The organism is Sphingobium abikonense NBRC 16140 (assembly GCF_001598335.1).
In the GTDB taxonomy this organism is placed as follows: Bacteria; Pseudomonadota; Alphaproteobacteria; order Sphingomonadales; family Sphingomonadaceae; genus Sphingobium; species Sphingobium abikonense.
The window spans coordinates 75,063-92,548 of the sequence record NZ_BCYT01000001.1 but is presented as its reverse complement, the minus strand read 5'-3'; the positions used below and the strand labels follow the sequence as shown (position 1 = coordinate 92,548).

Below are 17,486 nucleotides of genomic sequence, written 5' to 3'. Positions count from 1 at the left end.
CGAAGGGCGTACGATCAAGGCTGTCAATCCGCCTGTCGGAAAGTCCGTTTTGGACCATCATCAATATTCCCGCGCAGCAATTTCCTAATATTCATGCCCGACCAGATGCGTCGTCGAACATATCGACAGTCACATCGGCCCCAGTGGGAGATATATGATGGCGATCCTCAATCTCGACCTTCTGAACAGCGACCAGACGATCAACAGTGACAATGCGGACGACACCAATACTGTCAATATCGTCGCACTTGGCACGCACACCTTGACCGTTGACGGCGTCAGCGCGACCGTTTCCGGCCTGGCGGGGGTACAGGCCGCCTCCTCACCCACTTTTTCGGCGATCAATGACGGCAATCTGACCATCGATTATGGCGCGCTTGGCGCCAATACGCTGTCGGGCGTCACCTATAATGTCGGCGACACATCGAACATATCGGTTCAGGGGCCATCGGTCCTGGGGCTCAACCTTGGCGCGCAGACCATCAATTTTTCCGGCAATGGCGCGGGATCCTTCACCTATGACAAAGGACTGATCGACAGCGTATCGTCCTTCAACGTCAATGGCTTCGACTGGGGCGACAGCGTGGGCGTCGACGGCTATGAATTTGACAGCTTCGACTATGATTCCGTTTCCGGCAGCGCGACCCTCGTGCTGACCAACGGCGCGTTGATCGGGGAACAGACCGTCACCTTCAACATGACCGGCGTCGATCCCGAACTGGCGGCGGCAATCCTGGCCGATCCGGCGAGCTTCGTCGACAGCACCGGCCAGTTCGTGGCTCCTGTCTGCTTCCTGCGCGGCACGATGATCGACACCGATCGCGGTGAGGTCGCCGTGGAAGATATCAGGATCGGCGATCAAGTCCTGTGCCGCAGCGGCCTACGTGCGGTGCGGTGGGTCGGCCATCGCCATGACTGGGTGGACCGCATCCCGCAGGCCCATCTGGACGATATGTGGCCCATATTGATCGAGGCCGATGCCATCAGCGAAGCCGTCCCCAGCAAGGATATTCGCGTGTCGCCCTGGCATCATCTCTATGTCGACGGCGTTCTGGTGCGGGCCAGGGATCTGGTCAATGGATCGACGATCCGTCCCGACAAGAGCCTCAAGCGCATCTCCTACTACCATATCGAACTCGACCAGTTCGACGTGATTCGCGCGCATGGCATCTATTCGGAAAGCTACACTGATGGCGGCAATCGCGACTTTTTCCACAATGCCGCCGTCACCCGAATGACCGTTCAGCCCCAGCCCCGGCGGGAAGGCATCCGTCCGGGATTCCATGCGGTGCGCGATCCAAAGGTCATCAGCGCAATGCAAAAGCGCCTCGCCGACCGGGCGTCGCTGCTGGCGGATCAGGCCACGAAGGTTCGTCGCTTCGCCTGATTGGACTGTCCGCGCTGCTTGCGGCGGCGCGGACAACCTCCGCCCATCCGATCCTTGGCTGCCAAGGCAAAAATCAATGTATCAGCCCGCGCCGGACCAGTTTGACGATCGGCCCTTGCCAAAAGACAAACCGGCCGCGTCCGCGCAAAACGCTGGCGTTCCCTCGGCACGATCGCTCGCGGGCGCGACGCTTGTCGCTTACCCCGACTATCGCGCCACCAACCCCTATCAGGATGGGCTCTACCGTTCCTTCAGGGCTGCCGGGCGCGTCGACTATGGCTCCATCCAGCACGCCCTTGACCTGATCGATCAATCGCCCGCCGGCCAGCCTGTCCTGTTCCACCTGCACTGGCCCGACCCGCTTTTCGCCGATTGTACGGACCGGTTCGACTATCAGGTCCGCGCGAGCGAGTTTTTGCACGCGATCCGCCTGTTTCAGGCGCGGGGCGGCGCCTTTGTCTGGACCGTGCACAATGCCCTTCCGCACGAACCGATTTTCGAAGATCTGGCGCTGGCATTCCATGCACATCTGGCCGCTGCTGCGAACGTCATTCATCTGCATGACGACGCCGCGATGGCCGAACTGCAACGCCATTATGCGGTCGAGACCAGGAAATGCGTCCTGGCACCGCATGGCAGCTATGAAGGATGCTATGGCCGCCCGTTCGACACACACCAAAGCCGCCAGCTATTGGGCCTCGAACAGGTCCAGTCGCTGACCCTATGTTTCGGTCAGATCCGTCCCTACAAGGGCGTCGATACGCTGGTGCAAGCGTTCCATTCGCTCGCAGCGCAGCCGGGGCGCGACCATGTCCATCTGTTGATCGCGGGCAAAATGATGGGCGGCTTCACATCCGCTGAGGCCCGCCTGTTAGAAGAATGCCATCCCCGCATTCATGTGATGGACGGCTTTGTGCCGGACGCCAAATTGCCGCTGCTCTTTGGCGCGGCCGACGTCATCGCCCTGCCCTATCAGCAGGCATTGACGTCCGGCGCGTTGATGCTCGCGGCGCTGTACGGCAAGCCTGTTGTCGGCCCTCGCCTGCCCGCACTGGATGCCATCGACGACATGGGTCTGGGCGTACGATATGAAACCGATGACCCCGGCGCTCTGGAAACCGCGCTGGATCAAATGCTGCGCCTGGATCAGGACCAAAGGACGGCGATCCGCCGCGCCGGTCGCAGCTTCTCGAAGGCACGGTCGTGGGACCGGATCAGCAAAGACTTTCACGATGCCGTCGCTGAAAAGCTGGTGCCTGAAGGGCGCTCCATTGAGGTAGACGGAAAGGCCCAAACCCTCTCGATTTTGCGACGCGCGGGGCCGGCGGAGGCTTCACTCGCGATCGGCCTGATAGGGTACGGGAGCCAGGACGATCTCGCGGCCCAAGTGGCGGCACTGAATGAACTGCCGTGCGGGCGTCCACACATCTATCTGTTTGATCGCGATCCGCGGCAACGGCCGCATTTCGGCCTCCAAACGCAAGTCGATACATTGTTGTGGGCCGACGCAACCACCGGGTTTGCAGAAGCGACCAACAGGATGCTCGAGATGATGCGCGCCGATGGCTATGAACAGGCGCTGCTGCTCGATCCGGCCCGGCATCTGGATAGCGATGCCCTGGAATCGCTATTGGCGCATAGCCGGTCGGACGCGATCGTTGCGCCCGTGACGCTCGGCGACAATGGCCACGTCGCGGCGGGGGGCTACCGCCTCCATACAGACGCCGATGGTTGCATTCATGTCGAACCGATGCTGGCAGGCGATGATCCGCTGGTCACGCGAAAGCCGTACAAGGCGCAGGCATCCGATGGCCCGCTGCTGATCGACCTGCGCCTGATCGATCGCATCGGCCTGCTGCCCGAACATAGGGTCACGGCGCAGGCCTTGATGGACTGGACCCTGCGCGCGACGCGTCAGGGCATTCCCCTGGTCATCGCGCCGTCCAGTCTGGCGCGGTCGACCGCTGCGCTGACCGCCACCCCCTTTCCCGGCGTAGAGGCCCTGTATCATGATATCCGGGCGCAGGTTCAGCGGGCGATGGCCCTGGCCTCGCCGGGCGCATGCGCCACGCCAGCTGTCATTGCCGATCATGTCGAACGGCGGTCTATCGCGCCCCTGCGCAAAAGCCTCGCAAAATCCCATGCCGACCTGCTCGCGCTGCTTGATCGCTGCGTTCAGGCAGGGATGGAGGACGGCTTAGCCGGCGTCACGGGACCGATCGACGTCAGCGCGCGGATCGAGGCGGTGGCCTTGACGAACGAGCCTGTCTGCGAAGGCCGCATCGATCGAAAAAATGGCGCGCAACTGGCGGGTTGGGCAGTCGAACGCGCTGCCGATGGCGAACCCTGGCAACCGGCTGCCCTCTGGTTGTTGCGGAACGGCCGGCCGGTCACGCGCATCCTGCCGCGTCTGGACAGAGCAGACTTGGTGGAGGCGGGCTATGCGGAGCAGGCCGGGTTCAGCCTTGCCATTCCCCAGAACCGCGACGGGGCACTGACGCGCTTTGAGCTTCGCTATGCCGGCACAGGCCGTCGTGTGCCTGTATCGACAAGCCTGAAGGGCGATATCTGGCAAGTATCCCCGCCCATCACGAACGGCGTGAAGCCGCGGCTGAAGGCGATGCTGGAAAGCGTGGCTGACGGACAGCTCAGGGGTTGGGCGCTCGATCTCGCGCATCCTGACATTGCCCTTGCGATCGACATATTCGTCGACAACGAACAGATCGCCCTGAACATCGTGGCCGACATGGATCGCCCCGACCTGCGTCGCGCCGGCCTGGGTAATGGCCATCACGGATTCAGCCTGCACCTTCCCAACCGTTGCCTGCTCCGCGAAAACCTGTCGATCGAGTTGCGCCTGACAGGAAGCAGCACCAGCCTGACGAAGAAAAGCCTGGCGGTCGCCAATGATGCGCGCGGTTTTTCGCCTTATTTTTCGCTCAGCGACCATCTGGAATGGGGATTTTGCGAAGACCGGATGGGCGCGGGTCATGCAGATCATGCCATCGCTCTGCTCGACCAACTGGAAGTGCAGAAGCGCATGCTGCTGTCGCGGGGGCGCTCGGTGCAGACCGGCACATGTGTCTCGATCATCATGCCGGTACTGAACCGCGCCGCCATCATTGGCGACGCCATCGCATCGGTTCTGGCGCAAAGCCACCGGCATTTCGAACTTATCATCATCGATGACGGCAGCAGCGATGACCTCTCGGCGGCGCTCGCATGCTATCCCGATCCGCGCATCAAGCTCATCACAAATTCGCGTAATGAAGGTGTTTCCGCAGCCCGCAACCGGGGTCTGGACCGGGCCTATGGCGACATCATCGCCTATCTCGATTCCGACAATAGCTGGGATCCCGACTATCTTTCCATCATGGTCAACGCCCTGGCTGACCATCGCGGTCATGGCTGCGCCTATGCCGGACAGACCGTTTTTCAGGCCGTGGCCAGCCCGACCGATGCTCCCGTGGAAGAGCGCAGGGCCATCCGCCTGTGCCCGTTCAATCGCAGCCGGCTGGAGGAACGCAATTATATCGACCTCAACATCTTCGTGCATCGCCGGCATCTGGTGGCGCTGCATGGCGGATTTGACGAATCGCTTCGCCGGCTGGTCGATTGGGACCTGATCCTGCGATACACGCGCGACGGCCCGCCTTTGATGGTTCCGGCATTGCTCGGCGCCTATCGTGCGGGCGTGGCCGACAACCAGATTACCGCGACAGAGGATTTCGCGCGCAATCGTCGCCGGCTCCATATCGCCAGTCCCGCGGGCCGGATCGCGGGCAGTATGGCGGAGCCACGGTCGCTCAACATCCTCGTGAGCGCGCAGTCCGCTGCCGACTTGTTGGCCTGGGCGCTCGCCAATGTGCGGCTGCGCGCGTCAGCTGCTGGCAGGATCGCGGGCGTCTGGATGGAGGATGGCCGCGCATGGGCCGCGCTGGTCGATCCTACAACGGGTCAGCTGGATGATGCGACAGCGCTCGACAGGATCAGCGACGTGCTTGCCGACACCGAATTGGACAGGTGCATGCTTGTCACCGACAGCGCGCATGTCCTCAGCGCCGACTGGGCGCGCACGATCGAGCGTATATCGCCCACGCGCAGCTATGCCGCCGCCACCGGAAGGCTCTATGGCCCATCGCGTCCTGGCCGCTTTGGCAATGTCTATCATGACGAAACGCCCCAGCGGATCAGCGCCGACATTATCGAATGGAGCCTCGGCCCGGCGCTCCACGGCCAGTCCTGCGCTCGCATCCATCGGGATTATGTCTTCATTCCCGCCGAGCATGGCGACCGTCTGCATCTGTCGGCTTCCCTGTCCCGCTCCATCCCCGACATGCTCGACCGCTATTTCGGCTCCTTCGCCCTCGATCCGATTGCCAGCCTGTATCTGCCCGATCTGATCGCCTGTCACCGCGATGATGTTCCGCCATGGGCGTAAGGCGCCAAGCCTTGGCTTATTGAAGTCTTTACTGTGCCGGGGTTAGGAAAGCGCAATCCTCCTTCACCGGGACATATGATGCGTCTACTGCCTGTTTTGCCCGCGCTGTTCCTGGCCGCCCTGCCTCAACCGGCCCTTGCCCAGGTCGCAGCGGCCGACAGCGGAGACACAGGGTGGATGCTCGTCTGTTCGGTCCTGCTGCTGATCGCGGCGCTGCCCGGCGTGATGCTGCGCCATGCGGGGCTGGCGAACGTGCGCAACGCGCTTTCAGTGATGACGCAGGGAATCGCCATGATCGCGATCGTCTCGCTCGGCTGGGGGATCGCCGGCTACAGCCTGATCTACGCGCCTGGCGGCGGATGGATCGGCGGGACCGCCAATCTGATGCTCGCCAATCTGGCGGCGCTGCGCGACGGGCTGACGGTTCCTGAATCGGCGTTCGTCGTCTTTCAGATGGCCGCCGCCCTGATTGCCGCATCGCTGTTGGCCGGCGCTGTTGCGGAACGCACTCGGCTGGCCTGGTTCATGGGTTTTGCCCCCCTGTGGTTGCTGATCGTCTATGTCCCCATCACCCATGCCATCTGGGCGGGTGGCTGGCTCGCGCAACTGGGCGTGATGGACTTTGCCGGCGGCCTTGTCGTCCACGCGACGGCGGGCTGGTCCGCGCTGGCCCTGACGCTGATCGTGGGCGCAAGGCGGCAGGCGTCTATTGCCGGGCATAGCCCCGTGCTGGCGCTGGCAGGCGGCGCATTGCTGTGGATCGGCCTGTCCGGGTTGGTCGGCGGTTGGGCACTGGGTGCAACCGATGATGCGGCAACGGCACTCCTCAACCATCATTTTGCCGCCTGCGCGGGCGCCTTGCTCTGGATGGCGACCGATCGGCTCCTGGGCGCGCGCACCAGCGCCATGGGTATCCTGTCCGGCGCGCTCGCCGGCATCGCCGCCATTGCCGCCTCGGCCGCCTTGGTGGGCAGCGGCGGCGCAATGCTCATCGGGGGAGCCGCGGCGCTCCTTGCCCGGCTGGGCTTGGCGCTCACCCGTCGCTGGATCGACGATCCGGCACAGATTTTTGTCATTCACGGCATTGGCGGCCTGACCGGCGCGCTGTTGCTGCCGCTCGGCGTCCTGCCGCTGCTGGGCGGCGTGGGTTTTGAAGCCGGCATTGGCCTCACCGACGCGATCATCGGCCAGCTTGTCGGCATCATCGTCGTGGCCTTTTGGGCCATGGCGGGAAGCGCCATCGCCGCTCTCGCCATATCCGTCATCATACCCATGCGCGTGACCGAAGAGGTCGAACATGACGGACTGGACGCCATGTATCATGGCGAACAGAGCTGGGACTTCCGCTAAAGCCATGACCATCGCGGTCGGCATCTTCGCCCATCAGGAGGAGCGGCGGATCGCCGCCTGTCTCGCGTCGCTGCCGCTCGACCGGCCCGACACGCGCTTTCACGTCCTGGTGAATGGCACAACGGACAGGACAGTCGATTGCGCGAAGGCAGCCGCTGGCGGCCGCGACAATGTCATCGTCCACGACATTACGCAGGGTGGAAAGTCGCGAACCTGGAATCATTTCGTCCATGACCTGCTGACCGGCAAAGAGGCAGCGGTTGTTTTCATGGACGGCGACGCGGAAATCGCGCCCGGGTCGATCGACGCGCTCGTAGCGGCGGTTGCGCGCGATCCCGCCGTCAATGCGGCGGCGGGCATGCCGATGAACGGCCGCAAAGTGGAAGTATATCGCGCCGGGCTCCGCGCGGAAGGCGGCCTTTTCGGGGACCTTTACGCCCTGTCCAATCACTTCGTCGGCGCCATCCGGGCCAGCGGCCTGCGCCTACCCGACGACCTTATCGGGGATGACGGGCTGGTGGCGGCCTGGGCGCACACCGATCTGGAGGCGGACAGCCAATGGGAGCATGGCCGTGTCATCGCCTGTGAGGAGGCCGGCTTCGTTGCGGAACAGGTCAGCCTCTGGCGACCAGCCACCTGGATCATGCAATATAAGCGGCTGATCAACTATTCGGTCCGCTTCTATCAGAACCGGATCGTGTCCGACATCATGCTGCGGGAAGGCCCCGGCGGCCTGCCCCGCCGGCTTGCCAGCCTCTATGGCGACTGGCTGCCGCGCTGGCGGCCCCGGCCTGGACTGACAGGCTGGTTCGATCGCAAGGCGCTCGCACGAATGCGTCAGGCCCTGCGCCCCTGAAACGGATCGCGCCGCCCGGATCGGTGGTCCGGACGGCGCGCAGGTCTGGGTGATTAGGCTGGCCCTTAACGGTCGCGGCCAGCCAGTTCCTTGTTGATATAGAGCGCGACCATGGTCGCGACTGCGCCTGAGAGGAGGTAGACGCCCGAGGCGGCCAGACCGAACTTGACCGACAGCAGCAGGGCCACCAGCGGCGCAAAGCCCGCGCCGACCAGCCAGGCAAGGTCGGACGTCAGCGCAGAACTGGTGTAGCGGGCTTCCGTCGCGAAGTTGGACGCGACCACACCGGACGACTGGCCGAACGCCAGGCCAAGCAACATGAACCCCAGGATCATGAAGGCGACTTCACCAAGATCACCGCCGTTGAGCAACAGCGGCGCCATCAGCGCGAACACCGCGATTCCGCCAGCTGACCAGCCCAGCAGCGAGCGGCGCCCAATCTGGTCGGCGACGAAACCGGACACCACGATGGCGAGCAGACCCACCGCCGCGCCGATCATCTCGATCACCAGGAAGCGGTCGATCGGCTGGTCGGTATAGAGCGCGATCCAGGACAGCGGGAACACCGTGACCATGTGGAACAGGGCGAAGCTGGCGAGCGGGGCAAAGGCGCCGATGACGATGTTGCGGCCTTCGCGCTTGACCGTCGGCAGCACCGGCGAGGGGACCAGGTCCCGCTGCTCGAACAACCGTTCAAATTCATGGGTCACGACGATGCGCAGGCGGGCAAAGAGCGCCACCACGTTGATCGCGAACGCGACGAAGAAGGGATAGCGCCATCCCCAGCTCAGGAAATCGGCTTCCGACAGGGTGAGCAGGAAGAAGGCGAACAAGCCGCTTGCCACGAGCAAGGCGAGCGGCGCGCCAAGCTGCGGCACCATGGCGTACCATCCACGCTGATGCTGCGGCGCATTGAGTGACAGGAGCGAGGCAAGACCATCCCATGTTCCGCCAAGGGCGATACCCTGCGCGGCGCGAAGAATGATCAGGACGACGGCGGCATAATGGCCAATAGTCTCATAGCCTGGTAGGAAGGCGATCGCCACGGTGGAGCTGCCCAGCAGGAACAAGGCAGCGGTCAGCTTGGTGCCGCGGCCATAGCGCCGGTCGATCGCCATGAAGATCAGCGACCCGATCGGCCGTGTGATAAAGGCGACGGCAAAGATCGCGAAGGAATAGAGCGTCCCGGTCAGCGCATCGACATAGGGAAAGACCAGGCTGGGGAACACGATCACCGAAGCGATGGCATAGACGAAAAAGTCGAAAAATTCGGAGGTGCGACCAATGATCACACCAATGGAAATATCCCCCGGCGCAACCTTGTGGTCGCGCGCATTGATCCTGCGCGCGTCATCCTCAAGTGACGTGGAGGTGAAGGCTATGGCCCCTGAACTCATATACATCCGCTCCTTGGCTGGGCCGCCGGTGCGGTATGCTCGTCTTCCAGCGGCCAGGGAATGGCAACATAACAGAAAACCGACAGAGTCTAAGCAGTATCCCGGCCCAAGCAGAATTTTTGCGCCTGCACAGCTTTGGACAAAATGCCCACTGGTCGACTCACGGACGAAAGGCTAGGCGCGCGCCATGTCACAGCCACACTCTCCGCTAAGGATCAGGCTTTTGCGCTGGTCCGCTCCGATCCTGGCAGCGCCGCTCGCGGGCTGTAACTGGGTCGTGATGAACCCGTCGGGCGATATTGCGCTGCAACAGCGCGACCTGATCCTGATTTCGACGGCGCTGATGCTGCTGATCGTGCTGCCGGTCATGGCGCTCGTCGTCGTCTTCGCCCTGCGCTATCGCGCGACCAACAGGGCGACCGACGCGGACTATGATCCCGACTGGGATCACAGCACCAAGCTGGAGCTGCTGATCTGGTCGGCGCCGCTGCTGATCATCATCGCGCTGGGCGCGCTGACCTGGGTGAGCACGCACAAGCTGGACCCCTATCGGCCGCTTGACCGGATCGACGCGAAGACCGCGATCGACCCGAAGGTCAAGCCGATGACGGTGGAGGTCGTCGCGCTCGACTGGAAATGGCTGTTCATCTACCCCGACCTTGGCGTTGCGACCGTCAACGAACTGGTCCTTCCCGCCAACGTGCCTGTGCGGTTCGACATTACGGCATCCACGGTCATGAACAGCTTCTACGTTCCCGAACTGGCGGGCCAGATCTACGCCATGCCGGGCATGAAGACGCAGCTGCACGCCGTCGCCAACAAGCCTGTCACGGGCACCGGCTTTTCCGCCAATTATTCGGGCGCCGGCTTCACCCATATGCGCTTTGGCTACAAGGCGATGGACAAGGCAGGCTTCGACGCCTGGGCGGCGCGGGTAAAGGCCAGCAGGGCCGCGCTTGACCGCAACGTCTATCTGGCGCTCGCCAGGCCCAGCGAAAAGGCGCCGGTCGCCTATTTCGGCGCGACCGACCCCAAGCTGTTCGACGCCGTCGTCAACCTGTGCCCCAAGCCCGGCCAGCGCTGCATGAGCGAGCTGATGCACGTCGACATGATGGGCGGTGCGGGCAAGGAATCGGCGCATGATACGCAGGGGCTGCAATATGACGTCCCCAACAGCCATGTGATCGAACAAAGCGACCAGAATAAGGGGCAGGAAACCGCCCCCGACGCGCCTGGCGCACCCGGTCCGCACCATGAACCGGCGATCGACCATAGCAACCACAGCGGCGCTGACGCGCACGCGCAGCATCGGTAAGGCCCATGACTGGTACACTCACAACAACCCAGATGATCTTCGGTCGTCTGACCTGGGACAGTTTCCCATGGCATGAGCCGATCGTCGTCGCGACCTTCTGCGCCGTCGTCCTGGGCGGCGCGGCGGTGGTCGGCGCGCTCACCTATTTCCGCCTGTGGGGCTATCTCTGGAAGGAATGGTTCACCAGCGTCGATCACAAGAAGATCGGCATCATGTACATGGTGCTGGGCCTCATCATGTTCCTGCGCGGCTTTGCCGACGCCATCATGATGCGCCTGCAACAGGCATGGGCCTTTAACGGGTCCGAAGGCTATCTGAACGCCCACCATTATGACCAGGTGTTCACAGCGCACGGCGTCATCATGATCTTCTTCGTGGCGATGCCCTTCATCACGGGCCTGATGAACTATATCGTCCCGCTCCAGATCGGCGCGCGCGACGTCAGCTTCCCCTTCCTCAACAATTTCAGCTTCTGGATGACCACGGGCGGCGCGGTGCTGGTGATGTGCTCGCTGTTCCTGGGCGAATTCGCGCAGACCGGCTGGCTCGCCTATCCGCCGCTGTCGGGCATAGACTATAGCCCGGCAACCGGGGTCGACTATTATATCTGGGCGCTGCAGGTAGCGGGCGTCGGCACGACATTATCGGGCATCAACCTGATCGCAACCATCGTCAAGATGCGCGCGCCGGGCATGTCCCTCATGAAAATGCCCGTCTTCACCTGGACGTCGCTCTGCGCGAACGTGCTGATCGTCGCGTCCTTCCCGATCCTGACCGCCACCTTGGTCCTGCTCTCGCTTGACCGCTATGTCGGCACCAACTTCTTCACGAACGATTTCGGCGGCAACCCGATGATGTACGTGAACCTGATCTGGATCTGGGGACACCCCGAAGTCTATATCCTCATCCTGCCGCTTTTCGGCGTCTTCTCCGAGGTCGTGTCGACCTTCTGCAGCAAGCGCCTGTTCGGCTATACCTCCATGGTCTACGCCACCTGCACGATCATGGTGCTCTCCTACCTCGTCTGGCTGCACCATTTCTTCACCATGGGATCGGGCGCCAGCGTCAACAGCTTCTTCGGCATCACGACGATGATCATCTCGATCCCGACGGGCGCCAAGCTGTTCAACTGGCTCTTCACCATGTATCGCGGCCGCATCCGGTTCGAACTGCCGATGATGTGGGCGGTCGCCTTCATGCTGACCTTCACTGTCGGCGGCATGACCGGCGTGCTGCTCGCGGTTCCGCCAGCGGACTTCGTGCTCCACAATTCGCTGTTCCTGATCGCACACTTCCATAATGTGATCATCGGCGGCGTGCTGTTCGGCCTGTTCGCGGCGATCAACTACTGGTGGCCCAAGGCGTTCGGGTTTCGCCTGAACCAGTTCTGGGGCAAGGTCAGCTTCTGGTGCTGGAACATCGGTTTCTGGCTGGCCTTCGGTCCGCTCTATGTGCTGGGCCTGATGGGCGTTACCCGCCGCATGCGCGTGTTCGACGATCCGTCCCTGCAAATCTGGTTCATCATCGCCGCGATCGGCGCCGCCATCATCGCGGCGGGCATCGGCGCCATGCTCATCCAGTTCGCCTGGTCGATCTGGAAGCGCAAGGAACTGGCGGTCGAGGGCGATCCCTGGGATGGCCGCACGCTCGAATGGGCGACCAGCTCGCCGCCGCCAGAATATAATTTCGCCTTCACGCCGGTCGTCCACGACGCCGACAGCTGGGCGGATATGAAGAAGCACGGCTATCAGCGTCCGCTGTCCGGCTTCAAGGCGATCCACATGCCCAGCAGCACCGGCACCGGCGTCATCCTGGCCGCCCTGTCGACGCTCTGCGGCTTTGCCCTCATCTGGTATATCTGGTGGCTGGCGGGGCTTGGCTTCATCGGCATCGTGGCGGTCGCGATCGCCCATACCTTCAACTACAAGCGCGACTTCTACATTCCCGTAGAGGAAGTGACGCGCACCGAGGAAGAGCGTACGCGCATCCTCGCGGCGGGAGTCTGATCCATATGAGCAGCGCAACTGCAAACGCGCCGGCGGAACCTCGAGCCTATCATCTGCCCGAGGAACCCCACCTCCACGAAGGCCACAGCACCATGCTGGGCTTCTGGATGTATCTGATGAGCGACTGCCTCATCTTCGCCATCCTCTTCGCCACCTATGCTGTCCTGGGCGGCAGCTATGCCGGCGGCCCGGGCCCCAAGGACCTGTTCGATCTCAACCTGATCGCGCTCAACACCGCGATGCTGCTGTTTTCGTCGATCACCTATGGCTTTGCCATGCTGGCGATGGAAAAGAACCGGATCAGCGCGACGCAGGGTTGGCTGTTCGTTACGCTGTTGTTCGGCGGCGCCTTCCTCTTCATCGAACTCTATGAATTTTCGCACCTGATCCATGAAGGCGCGGGCCCGACGCGATCGGCGTTCCTGTCGTCCTTCTTCACGCTGGTGGGCACCCACGGGCTGCACGTCACCTTCGGCTCGATCTGGCTTGTGACGTTGATGGTGCAGGTCGCGAAGAAGGGCCTCATTCCCGCCAACAAGCGCCGCCTGATGTGCCTGTCCATGTTCTGGCACTTCCTTGACGTCATCTGGATCGGCGTCTTCACCTTTGTCTATCTGATGGGAGTCCTGCGGTGAGCGACGCCGTCCACAGCCACAACGCCCATGGACATGGGCATGATCATCATGACGATCATCATGAAGAAGGCGCGCATGGCAGCTTTCGCAGCTACATGATCGGCTTCGTCCTGTCGGTCATCCTGACGGCCATCCCCTTCTGGCTGGTGATGACCGGAACGCTGGCCGATGCGCGCGTGACCGGATTCATCATTCTGGCCTTCGCCGCGGTTCAGGTGGTCGTGCACATGATCTACTTCCTGCACATGAACAGCCGGGTCGAAGGCGGCTGGTCCTTCATGGCGATGATGCTGACCATCGTCCTGGTCGTCATCGTCTTGTCGGGGTCGATGTGGGTCATGTATCACCTCAACGCCAATATGATGCCGCATGCCGATATGCAGATGGATATGGGTTCGACGCAGGAAATGCGCCTGTCCAATGAAATGAGCGACATGCCGTGACATCGCCTGGAACCGGGGATCGCCGCCGGCGGTCCCCGGTTTTCCTGATCGGCCTGACGCTGATCGCCCTCCTTCTCTTTGCCGGCTTCAGTGCTCTTGGCGCATGGCAGGTCCAGCGCCTCGGCTGGAAACGCGATCTGATCGCCCAGGTGGACGCGCGGATCCACGCTACCCCGGTGCCTGCGCCTGCAAGTGCCGATGCGGCCGACGCATATAAGCGCGTCACCGCCACCGGCACCTTCCTCCATGATCGCAGCACGCTGGTTCAGGCGAGCACGGTTCGCGGCGCCGGCTATTGGGTTCTCACGCCCCTGCGGCAACGGAACGGCGCTTTGCTGATGATCAATCGCGGCTTCGTCCCGCCCGAAGCCAAGACCCGCTATGATCGCCCCGAAGGGCAAGTCACGGTGACAGGCCTGCTGCGCCTCACCGAACCCGGCGGCGGCTTTCTGCGCGCCAACGATCCCGCCGCCGATCGCTGGTATTCGCGCGACATCGCTGCGATCGCCGCGGCCCGGCGTCTGGCCCCGGCCATCACCAGCTATTTCATCGATGCGCAGGCTGGCCCCTCGCCCGACCGGCTGCCCGTCGCGGGACTGACCGTGATCCGCTTCCCCAATAACCACCTGCAATATGCCATCACCTGGTTCGCGCTGGCGATCATGACAGTGGTCGCCTACATCATCGTCATGCGGCACACGGCATTAGACAAGCGGCCATGACCAGCCCCGCGCCGACCCGCGCGCGCTGGCTCCCCAGCCGCTGGCCGGCCAATGCCGCCGGGCGCAAGAATATGGTGCTGCTGGTCCAGTTGCGCTGGATCGCCATTGCGGGGCAAGTCGCCACCATCCTGCTCGTTCATTTCGGCATGGGCATCCGCCTGCCCATATTGCCCATGCTGGTCGTACCCTGCATCGCGGCGGCGATGAATGTGGGCAGCATATTGGTCGTGCGCGGCCGCACCGATATCAGCCATGCCGAACTGTTCCTCGCCCTCCTCTTCGACGTCGTCGCGCTGACGACGCAGCTGTATTTGAGCGGCGGGGCGACCAACCCCTTCATCTCGCTCTATCTGGTGCAGGTGGCGCTGGGCGCGATGCTGCTGCATCACTGGAGCGCCTGGGGCATTGTCGGCGTGTCGGCACTTTGCGCGGCCGGATTGACCTTCGTCTACCGGCCGCTCGATCTCACCGAAACGCTCGAAGGCCATTTGTTCGACCTGCATATCGTTGGCACCTGGGTCTGTTTCGTGATGATCGCGGTGCTGCTGGTCCTGTTCATGACCCGCATCAATCGCAATCTGCAAGATCGCGAAACCTATATGGCCAAGATGCGGCAACATGCAGCCGAGGAAGAACATATCGTGCGCATGGGTTTGCTTGCGTCCGGCGCTGCGCATGAACTAGGCACGCCGCTGGCGCAACTGGCCGTAGTGCTGGGCGACTGGCGGCATATGCCCGAAGTCAATCGTCACCCGGTCCTGATGGAAGAGGTCGGCGAAATGCAGGCCGCCGTTCAGCGTTGCAAGGCGATCCTGAGCGGCATCCTGTTGTCCGCAGGCGAAGCGCGCGGCGAAGCACCCATGGTGACGGATGTCCGCGCCTTCATCGACGATATCGCCCAACAATGGCGCGCCGCCAATCCGGACCTGCCGCTGCGCTGCGATTTCGGCCCGCACGACTATCCCCATATCATCGCCGATCCGGTCATCCGCCAGGCCGCCACCAATCTTCTGGACAATGCGCGGGAGGCTGGTGCGACCTATATCAACCTGATGGTCAGCCGGGACCGGGAATGGCTCCACATCGCGGTGCGCGACAATGGTCGGGGATTCAGCCCCGACATGCTGGCCGATTTCGGCAAACCCTATCGATCGAGCAAGGACCGGCAAGGCAGCGGCCTAGGCCTGTTCCTGGTCGTGAATGTCGTGCGCAAACTGGGCGGCCGTGTGGACGCCAGCAACGGCGCGGACGGCGGCGCAATGGTCCAGCTGCGATTGCCGCTCGCGACTGTCGCGCTTGAGGAGGATGGCGATGTCAACTGACAAGCAATTGCTGATCGTGGAGGATGACGAGGGATTTGCGCGCACCCTGAAACGCTCCTTCGAGCGGCGGGGCTACCAGGTGCTGTCCGCCGATAGCCTGGAAACGGTGACGGCCTTGCTGGCTTCGCACCGTCCCGGCTTCGCGGTCGTCGACTTGAAACTCGGCGCGCAGTCGGGCCTCGCCTGTGTTCAGGCCCTGCATGCGCATGACCCTTCCATGGTGATCGTGGTGCTGACTGGCTTTGCCAGCATCGCGACGGCAGTCGAGGCGATCAAGTTGGGCGCGACCAACTATCTCGCCAAACCGTCCAATACCGACGACATAGAAGCGGCTTTCGCGCGTTCCGGCGGCAACCCCGATGCGCCGCTCGCGCCCCGGCCCACCAGCATCAAGACGCTGGAATGGGAGCATATTCATGAGGTGCTGAAGGATAGCGATTTCAACATATCGGAGGCTGCCCGGCGCCTGGGGATGCATCGCCGCACGCTCGCGCGCAAACTTGCCAAGCGGCAGGTCGGCTAGACCACGCCGGATCATTGTTCCGCCGCCGACGTTATGCCTGCATGCCCAAGGGCACGAAGGGGGACAGCATGGCCGACATGTTCAAGACATGGCGCAAGGCGACGCGACTGGCGCAGCGCCGACGCCCGCTCTCTGCCGCGCTCGCGTTGCAGGATCTGTTCAAGCCCGGTCCGTCTCCCACCACCCGCAAACGATCCAGGCCCCAATCCCGGCCCCAGCCGACGCGGCCGCCTCCGGGCAGCTTCATCGCCGCAAACCATAAAAGCCGATCGGGCGTCATCGCCTATCGCCTCTATACCCCCGTTGGTTCACCGCGACGGCGCATGCCCCTGGTCGTCATGCTGCATGGCTGCACCCAGACCGCGGAGGATTTCGCGACAGGCACGCGCATGAACCGGCTGGCCGACGAACTTGGCTTCCTGGTCCTCTATCCCGAACAGTCGCAAAAGGCCAATTTTGCGCGCTGCTGGAACTGGCACGCGCCCGAACATCAGGCAGCTGGCGCTGGCGAAGCCGGCATGATCGCCTCGCTCACCCGTCATGCCATCGACCTGTGCAACGCCAACCCCGCCCGGGTCTATATCGCGGGCATTTCGGCAGGCGGTGCGACCGCCGCCATCATCGGCGCTGCCTATCCCCGTCTATATGTCGCGGTCGGCGTCCATTCCGGCGTTGCTGTGGGTGATATCCAGACGCTGCAATCGGCCCTGACGGCCATGCGGGGCAAGCGGACGGCACAACCTGCGGGAAAATTGCCCCGGCAACTGCCGACCATCGTCTTTCATGGCGATCAGGACAAGGTGGTACATCCCTCCAATGCCGGCGGGTTCCTGCATAATCTGGAGCGCGCGGGCGTGGGGCCGCTGACTATGCGGACGGTGACGGGCACATCGGACGGCGGCCGCGCCTTCACGCGCCGCATCTACCAGGAGCGAAGCGGAAAGCCTTTGCTGGAGGAATGGACGATTCACGGCAGCGGTCATAGTTGGTCGGGCGGCAGCCCGTTGGGGTCGCATACCGACCCCGCCGGGCCGGATGCTTCCCGCGAAATGCTGCGTTTCTTCCTCGCCCGCAGGCGGGGTGGTTGAC

At 63.1% G+C, this 17,486-nt stretch carries 13 protein-coding genes; 12 read left to right on the top strand and 1 reads right to left on the bottom strand.

Annotation, left to right across the window (positions count from 1 at the left end):
- The first annotated feature begins 154 nt into the window (after positions 1 to 154).
- From SAB01S_RS00415 to SAB01S_RS00400, 4 genes are all read left to right on the top strand, one after another.
- Positions 155 to 1,387, top strand: coding sequence for a Hint domain-containing protein (locus SAB01S_RS00415; protein ID WP_062731235.1), 1,233 nt, complete (start codon positions 155 to 157; stop codon positions 1,385 to 1,387).
- A 76-nt stretch (positions 1,388 to 1,463) separates the two neighbouring features.
- Entirely contained in the window at positions 1,464 to 5,828 is a 4,365-nt protein-coding gene (locus SAB01S_RS00410) for a glycosyltransferase (RefSeq protein ID WP_062731234.1), read from the top strand.
- Positions 5,829 to 5,903: 75 nt separating this feature from the next.
- Entirely contained in the window at positions 5,904 to 7,178 is a 1,275-nt protein-coding gene (locus SAB01S_RS00405; protein WP_245646372.1) for an ammonium transporter, read from the top strand.
- Between the two features lie 4 nt (positions 7,179 to 7,182).
- A complete protein-coding gene (locus SAB01S_RS00400; protein ID WP_062731233.1) occupies positions 7,183 to 8,034 on the top strand; it encodes a glycosyltransferase in 852 nt (283 codons plus the stop codon).
- Positions 8,035 to 8,099: 65 nt separating this feature from the next.
- Here the strand turns inward: SAB01S_RS00400 and SAB01S_RS00395 are convergent, their stop codons facing one another.
- Positions 8,100 to 9,431: an MFS transporter gene (locus tag SAB01S_RS00395; RefSeq protein ID WP_031297500.1), complete on the bottom strand. Its 1,332-nt coding sequence runs from the start codon at positions 9,429 to 9,431 to the stop codon at positions 8,100 to 8,102.
- A 187-nt stretch (positions 9,432 to 9,618) separates the two neighbouring features.
- Here SAB01S_RS00395 and cyoA point away from each other — a divergent pair, with 187 nt between their 5' ends.
- From cyoA to SAB01S_RS00355, 8 genes are all read left to right on the top strand, one after another.
- Positions 9,619 to 10,746, top strand: coding sequence for a ubiquinol oxidase subunit II (cyoA, locus tag SAB01S_RS00390; RefSeq protein ID WP_083951064.1), 1,128 nt, complete (start codon positions 9,619 to 9,621; stop codon positions 10,744 to 10,746).
- 5 nt (positions 10,747 to 10,751) lie between these two features.
- Entirely contained in the window at positions 10,752 to 12,752 is a 2,001-nt protein-coding gene (gene cyoB / locus SAB01S_RS00385; protein ID WP_062731232.1) for a cytochrome o ubiquinol oxidase subunit I, read from the top strand.
- A 5-nt stretch (positions 12,753 to 12,757) separates the two neighbouring features.
- Entirely contained in the window at positions 12,758 to 13,387 is a 630-nt protein-coding gene (cyoC, locus tag SAB01S_RS00380) for a cytochrome o ubiquinol oxidase subunit III (protein ID WP_021224799.1), read from the top strand.
- Positions 13,384 to 13,830, top strand: a complete 447-nt coding sequence (gene cyoD / locus SAB01S_RS00375; RefSeq protein WP_062731231.1) for a cytochrome o ubiquinol oxidase subunit IV — start codon at positions 13,384 to 13,386, stop codon at positions 13,828 to 13,830. Before cyoC ends, cyoD begins: the two co-directional genes overlap by 4 nt.
- Entirely contained in the window at positions 13,827 to 14,552 is a 726-nt protein-coding gene (locus SAB01S_RS00370; RefSeq protein ID WP_062731230.1) for an SURF1 family protein, read from the top strand. The genes cyoD and SAB01S_RS00370 overlap by 4 nt, the downstream gene beginning before the upstream one ends.
- A complete protein-coding gene (locus tag SAB01S_RS00365) occupies positions 14,549 to 15,874 on the top strand; it encodes an ATP-binding protein (protein WP_062731229.1) in 1,326 nt (441 codons plus the stop codon). Before SAB01S_RS00370 ends, SAB01S_RS00365 begins: the two co-directional genes overlap by 4 nt.
- Positions 15,864 to 16,397 carry a response regulator transcription factor gene (locus tag SAB01S_RS00360; protein ID WP_062731469.1) on the top strand — a complete coding sequence of 178 codons (534 nt, stop codon included), beginning with the start codon at positions 15,864 to 15,866 and terminating at the stop codon, positions 16,395 to 16,397. The genes SAB01S_RS00365 and SAB01S_RS00360 overlap by 11 nt, the downstream gene beginning before the upstream one ends.
- A gap of 68 nt (positions 16,398 to 16,465) precedes the next feature.
- A complete protein-coding gene (locus SAB01S_RS00355) occupies positions 16,466 to 17,485 on the top strand; it encodes an extracellular catalytic domain type 1 short-chain-length polyhydroxyalkanoate depolymerase (RefSeq protein ID WP_245646371.1) in 1,020 nt (339 codons plus the stop codon).
- Position 17,486 lies beyond the last annotated feature (1 nt).

Excerpts from the sequence above, each read along its gene's own strand:
- SAB01S_RS00415 (WP_062731235.1), top strand. The coding sequence starts at position 155 with ATGATGGCGATCCTCAATCTCGACCTTCTGAACAGCGACCAGACGATC.
- SAB01S_RS00410 (WP_062731234.1), top strand. The coding sequence starts at position 1,464 with ATGTATCAGCCCGCGCCGGACCAGTTTGACGATCGGCCCTTGCCAAAA.
- SAB01S_RS00405 (WP_245646372.1), top strand. The coding sequence starts at position 5,904 with ATGATGCGTCTACTGCCTGTTTTGCCCGCGCTGTTCCTGGCCGCCCTG.
- SAB01S_RS00400 (WP_062731233.1), top strand. The coding sequence starts at position 7,183 with ATGACCATCGCGGTCGGCATCTTCGCCCATCAGGAGGAGCGGCGGATC.
- SAB01S_RS00395 (WP_031297500.1), bottom strand. The coding sequence starts at position 9,431 with ATGAGTTCAGGGGCCATAGCCTTCACCTCCACGTCACTTGAGGATGAC.
- cyoA (WP_083951064.1), top strand. The coding sequence starts at position 9,619 with ATGTCACAGCCACACTCTCCGCTAAGGATCAGGCTTTTGCGCTGGTCC.
- cyoB (WP_062731232.1), top strand. The coding sequence starts at position 10,752 with ATGACTGGTACACTCACAACAACCCAGATGATCTTCGGTCGTCTGACC.
- cyoC (WP_021224799.1), top strand. The coding sequence starts at position 12,758 with ATGAGCAGCGCAACTGCAAACGCGCCGGCGGAACCTCGAGCCTATCAT.
- SAB01S_RS00365 (WP_062731229.1), top strand. The coding sequence starts at position 14,549 with ATGACCAGCCCCGCGCCGACCCGCGCGCGCTGGCTCCCCAGCCGCTGG.
- SAB01S_RS00360 (WP_062731469.1), top strand. The coding sequence starts at position 15,864 with ATGTCAACTGACAAGCAATTGCTGATCGTGGAGGATGACGAGGGATTT.
- SAB01S_RS00355 (WP_245646371.1), top strand. The coding sequence starts at position 16,466 with ATGGCCGACATGTTCAAGACATGGCGCAAGGCGACGCGACTGGCGCAG.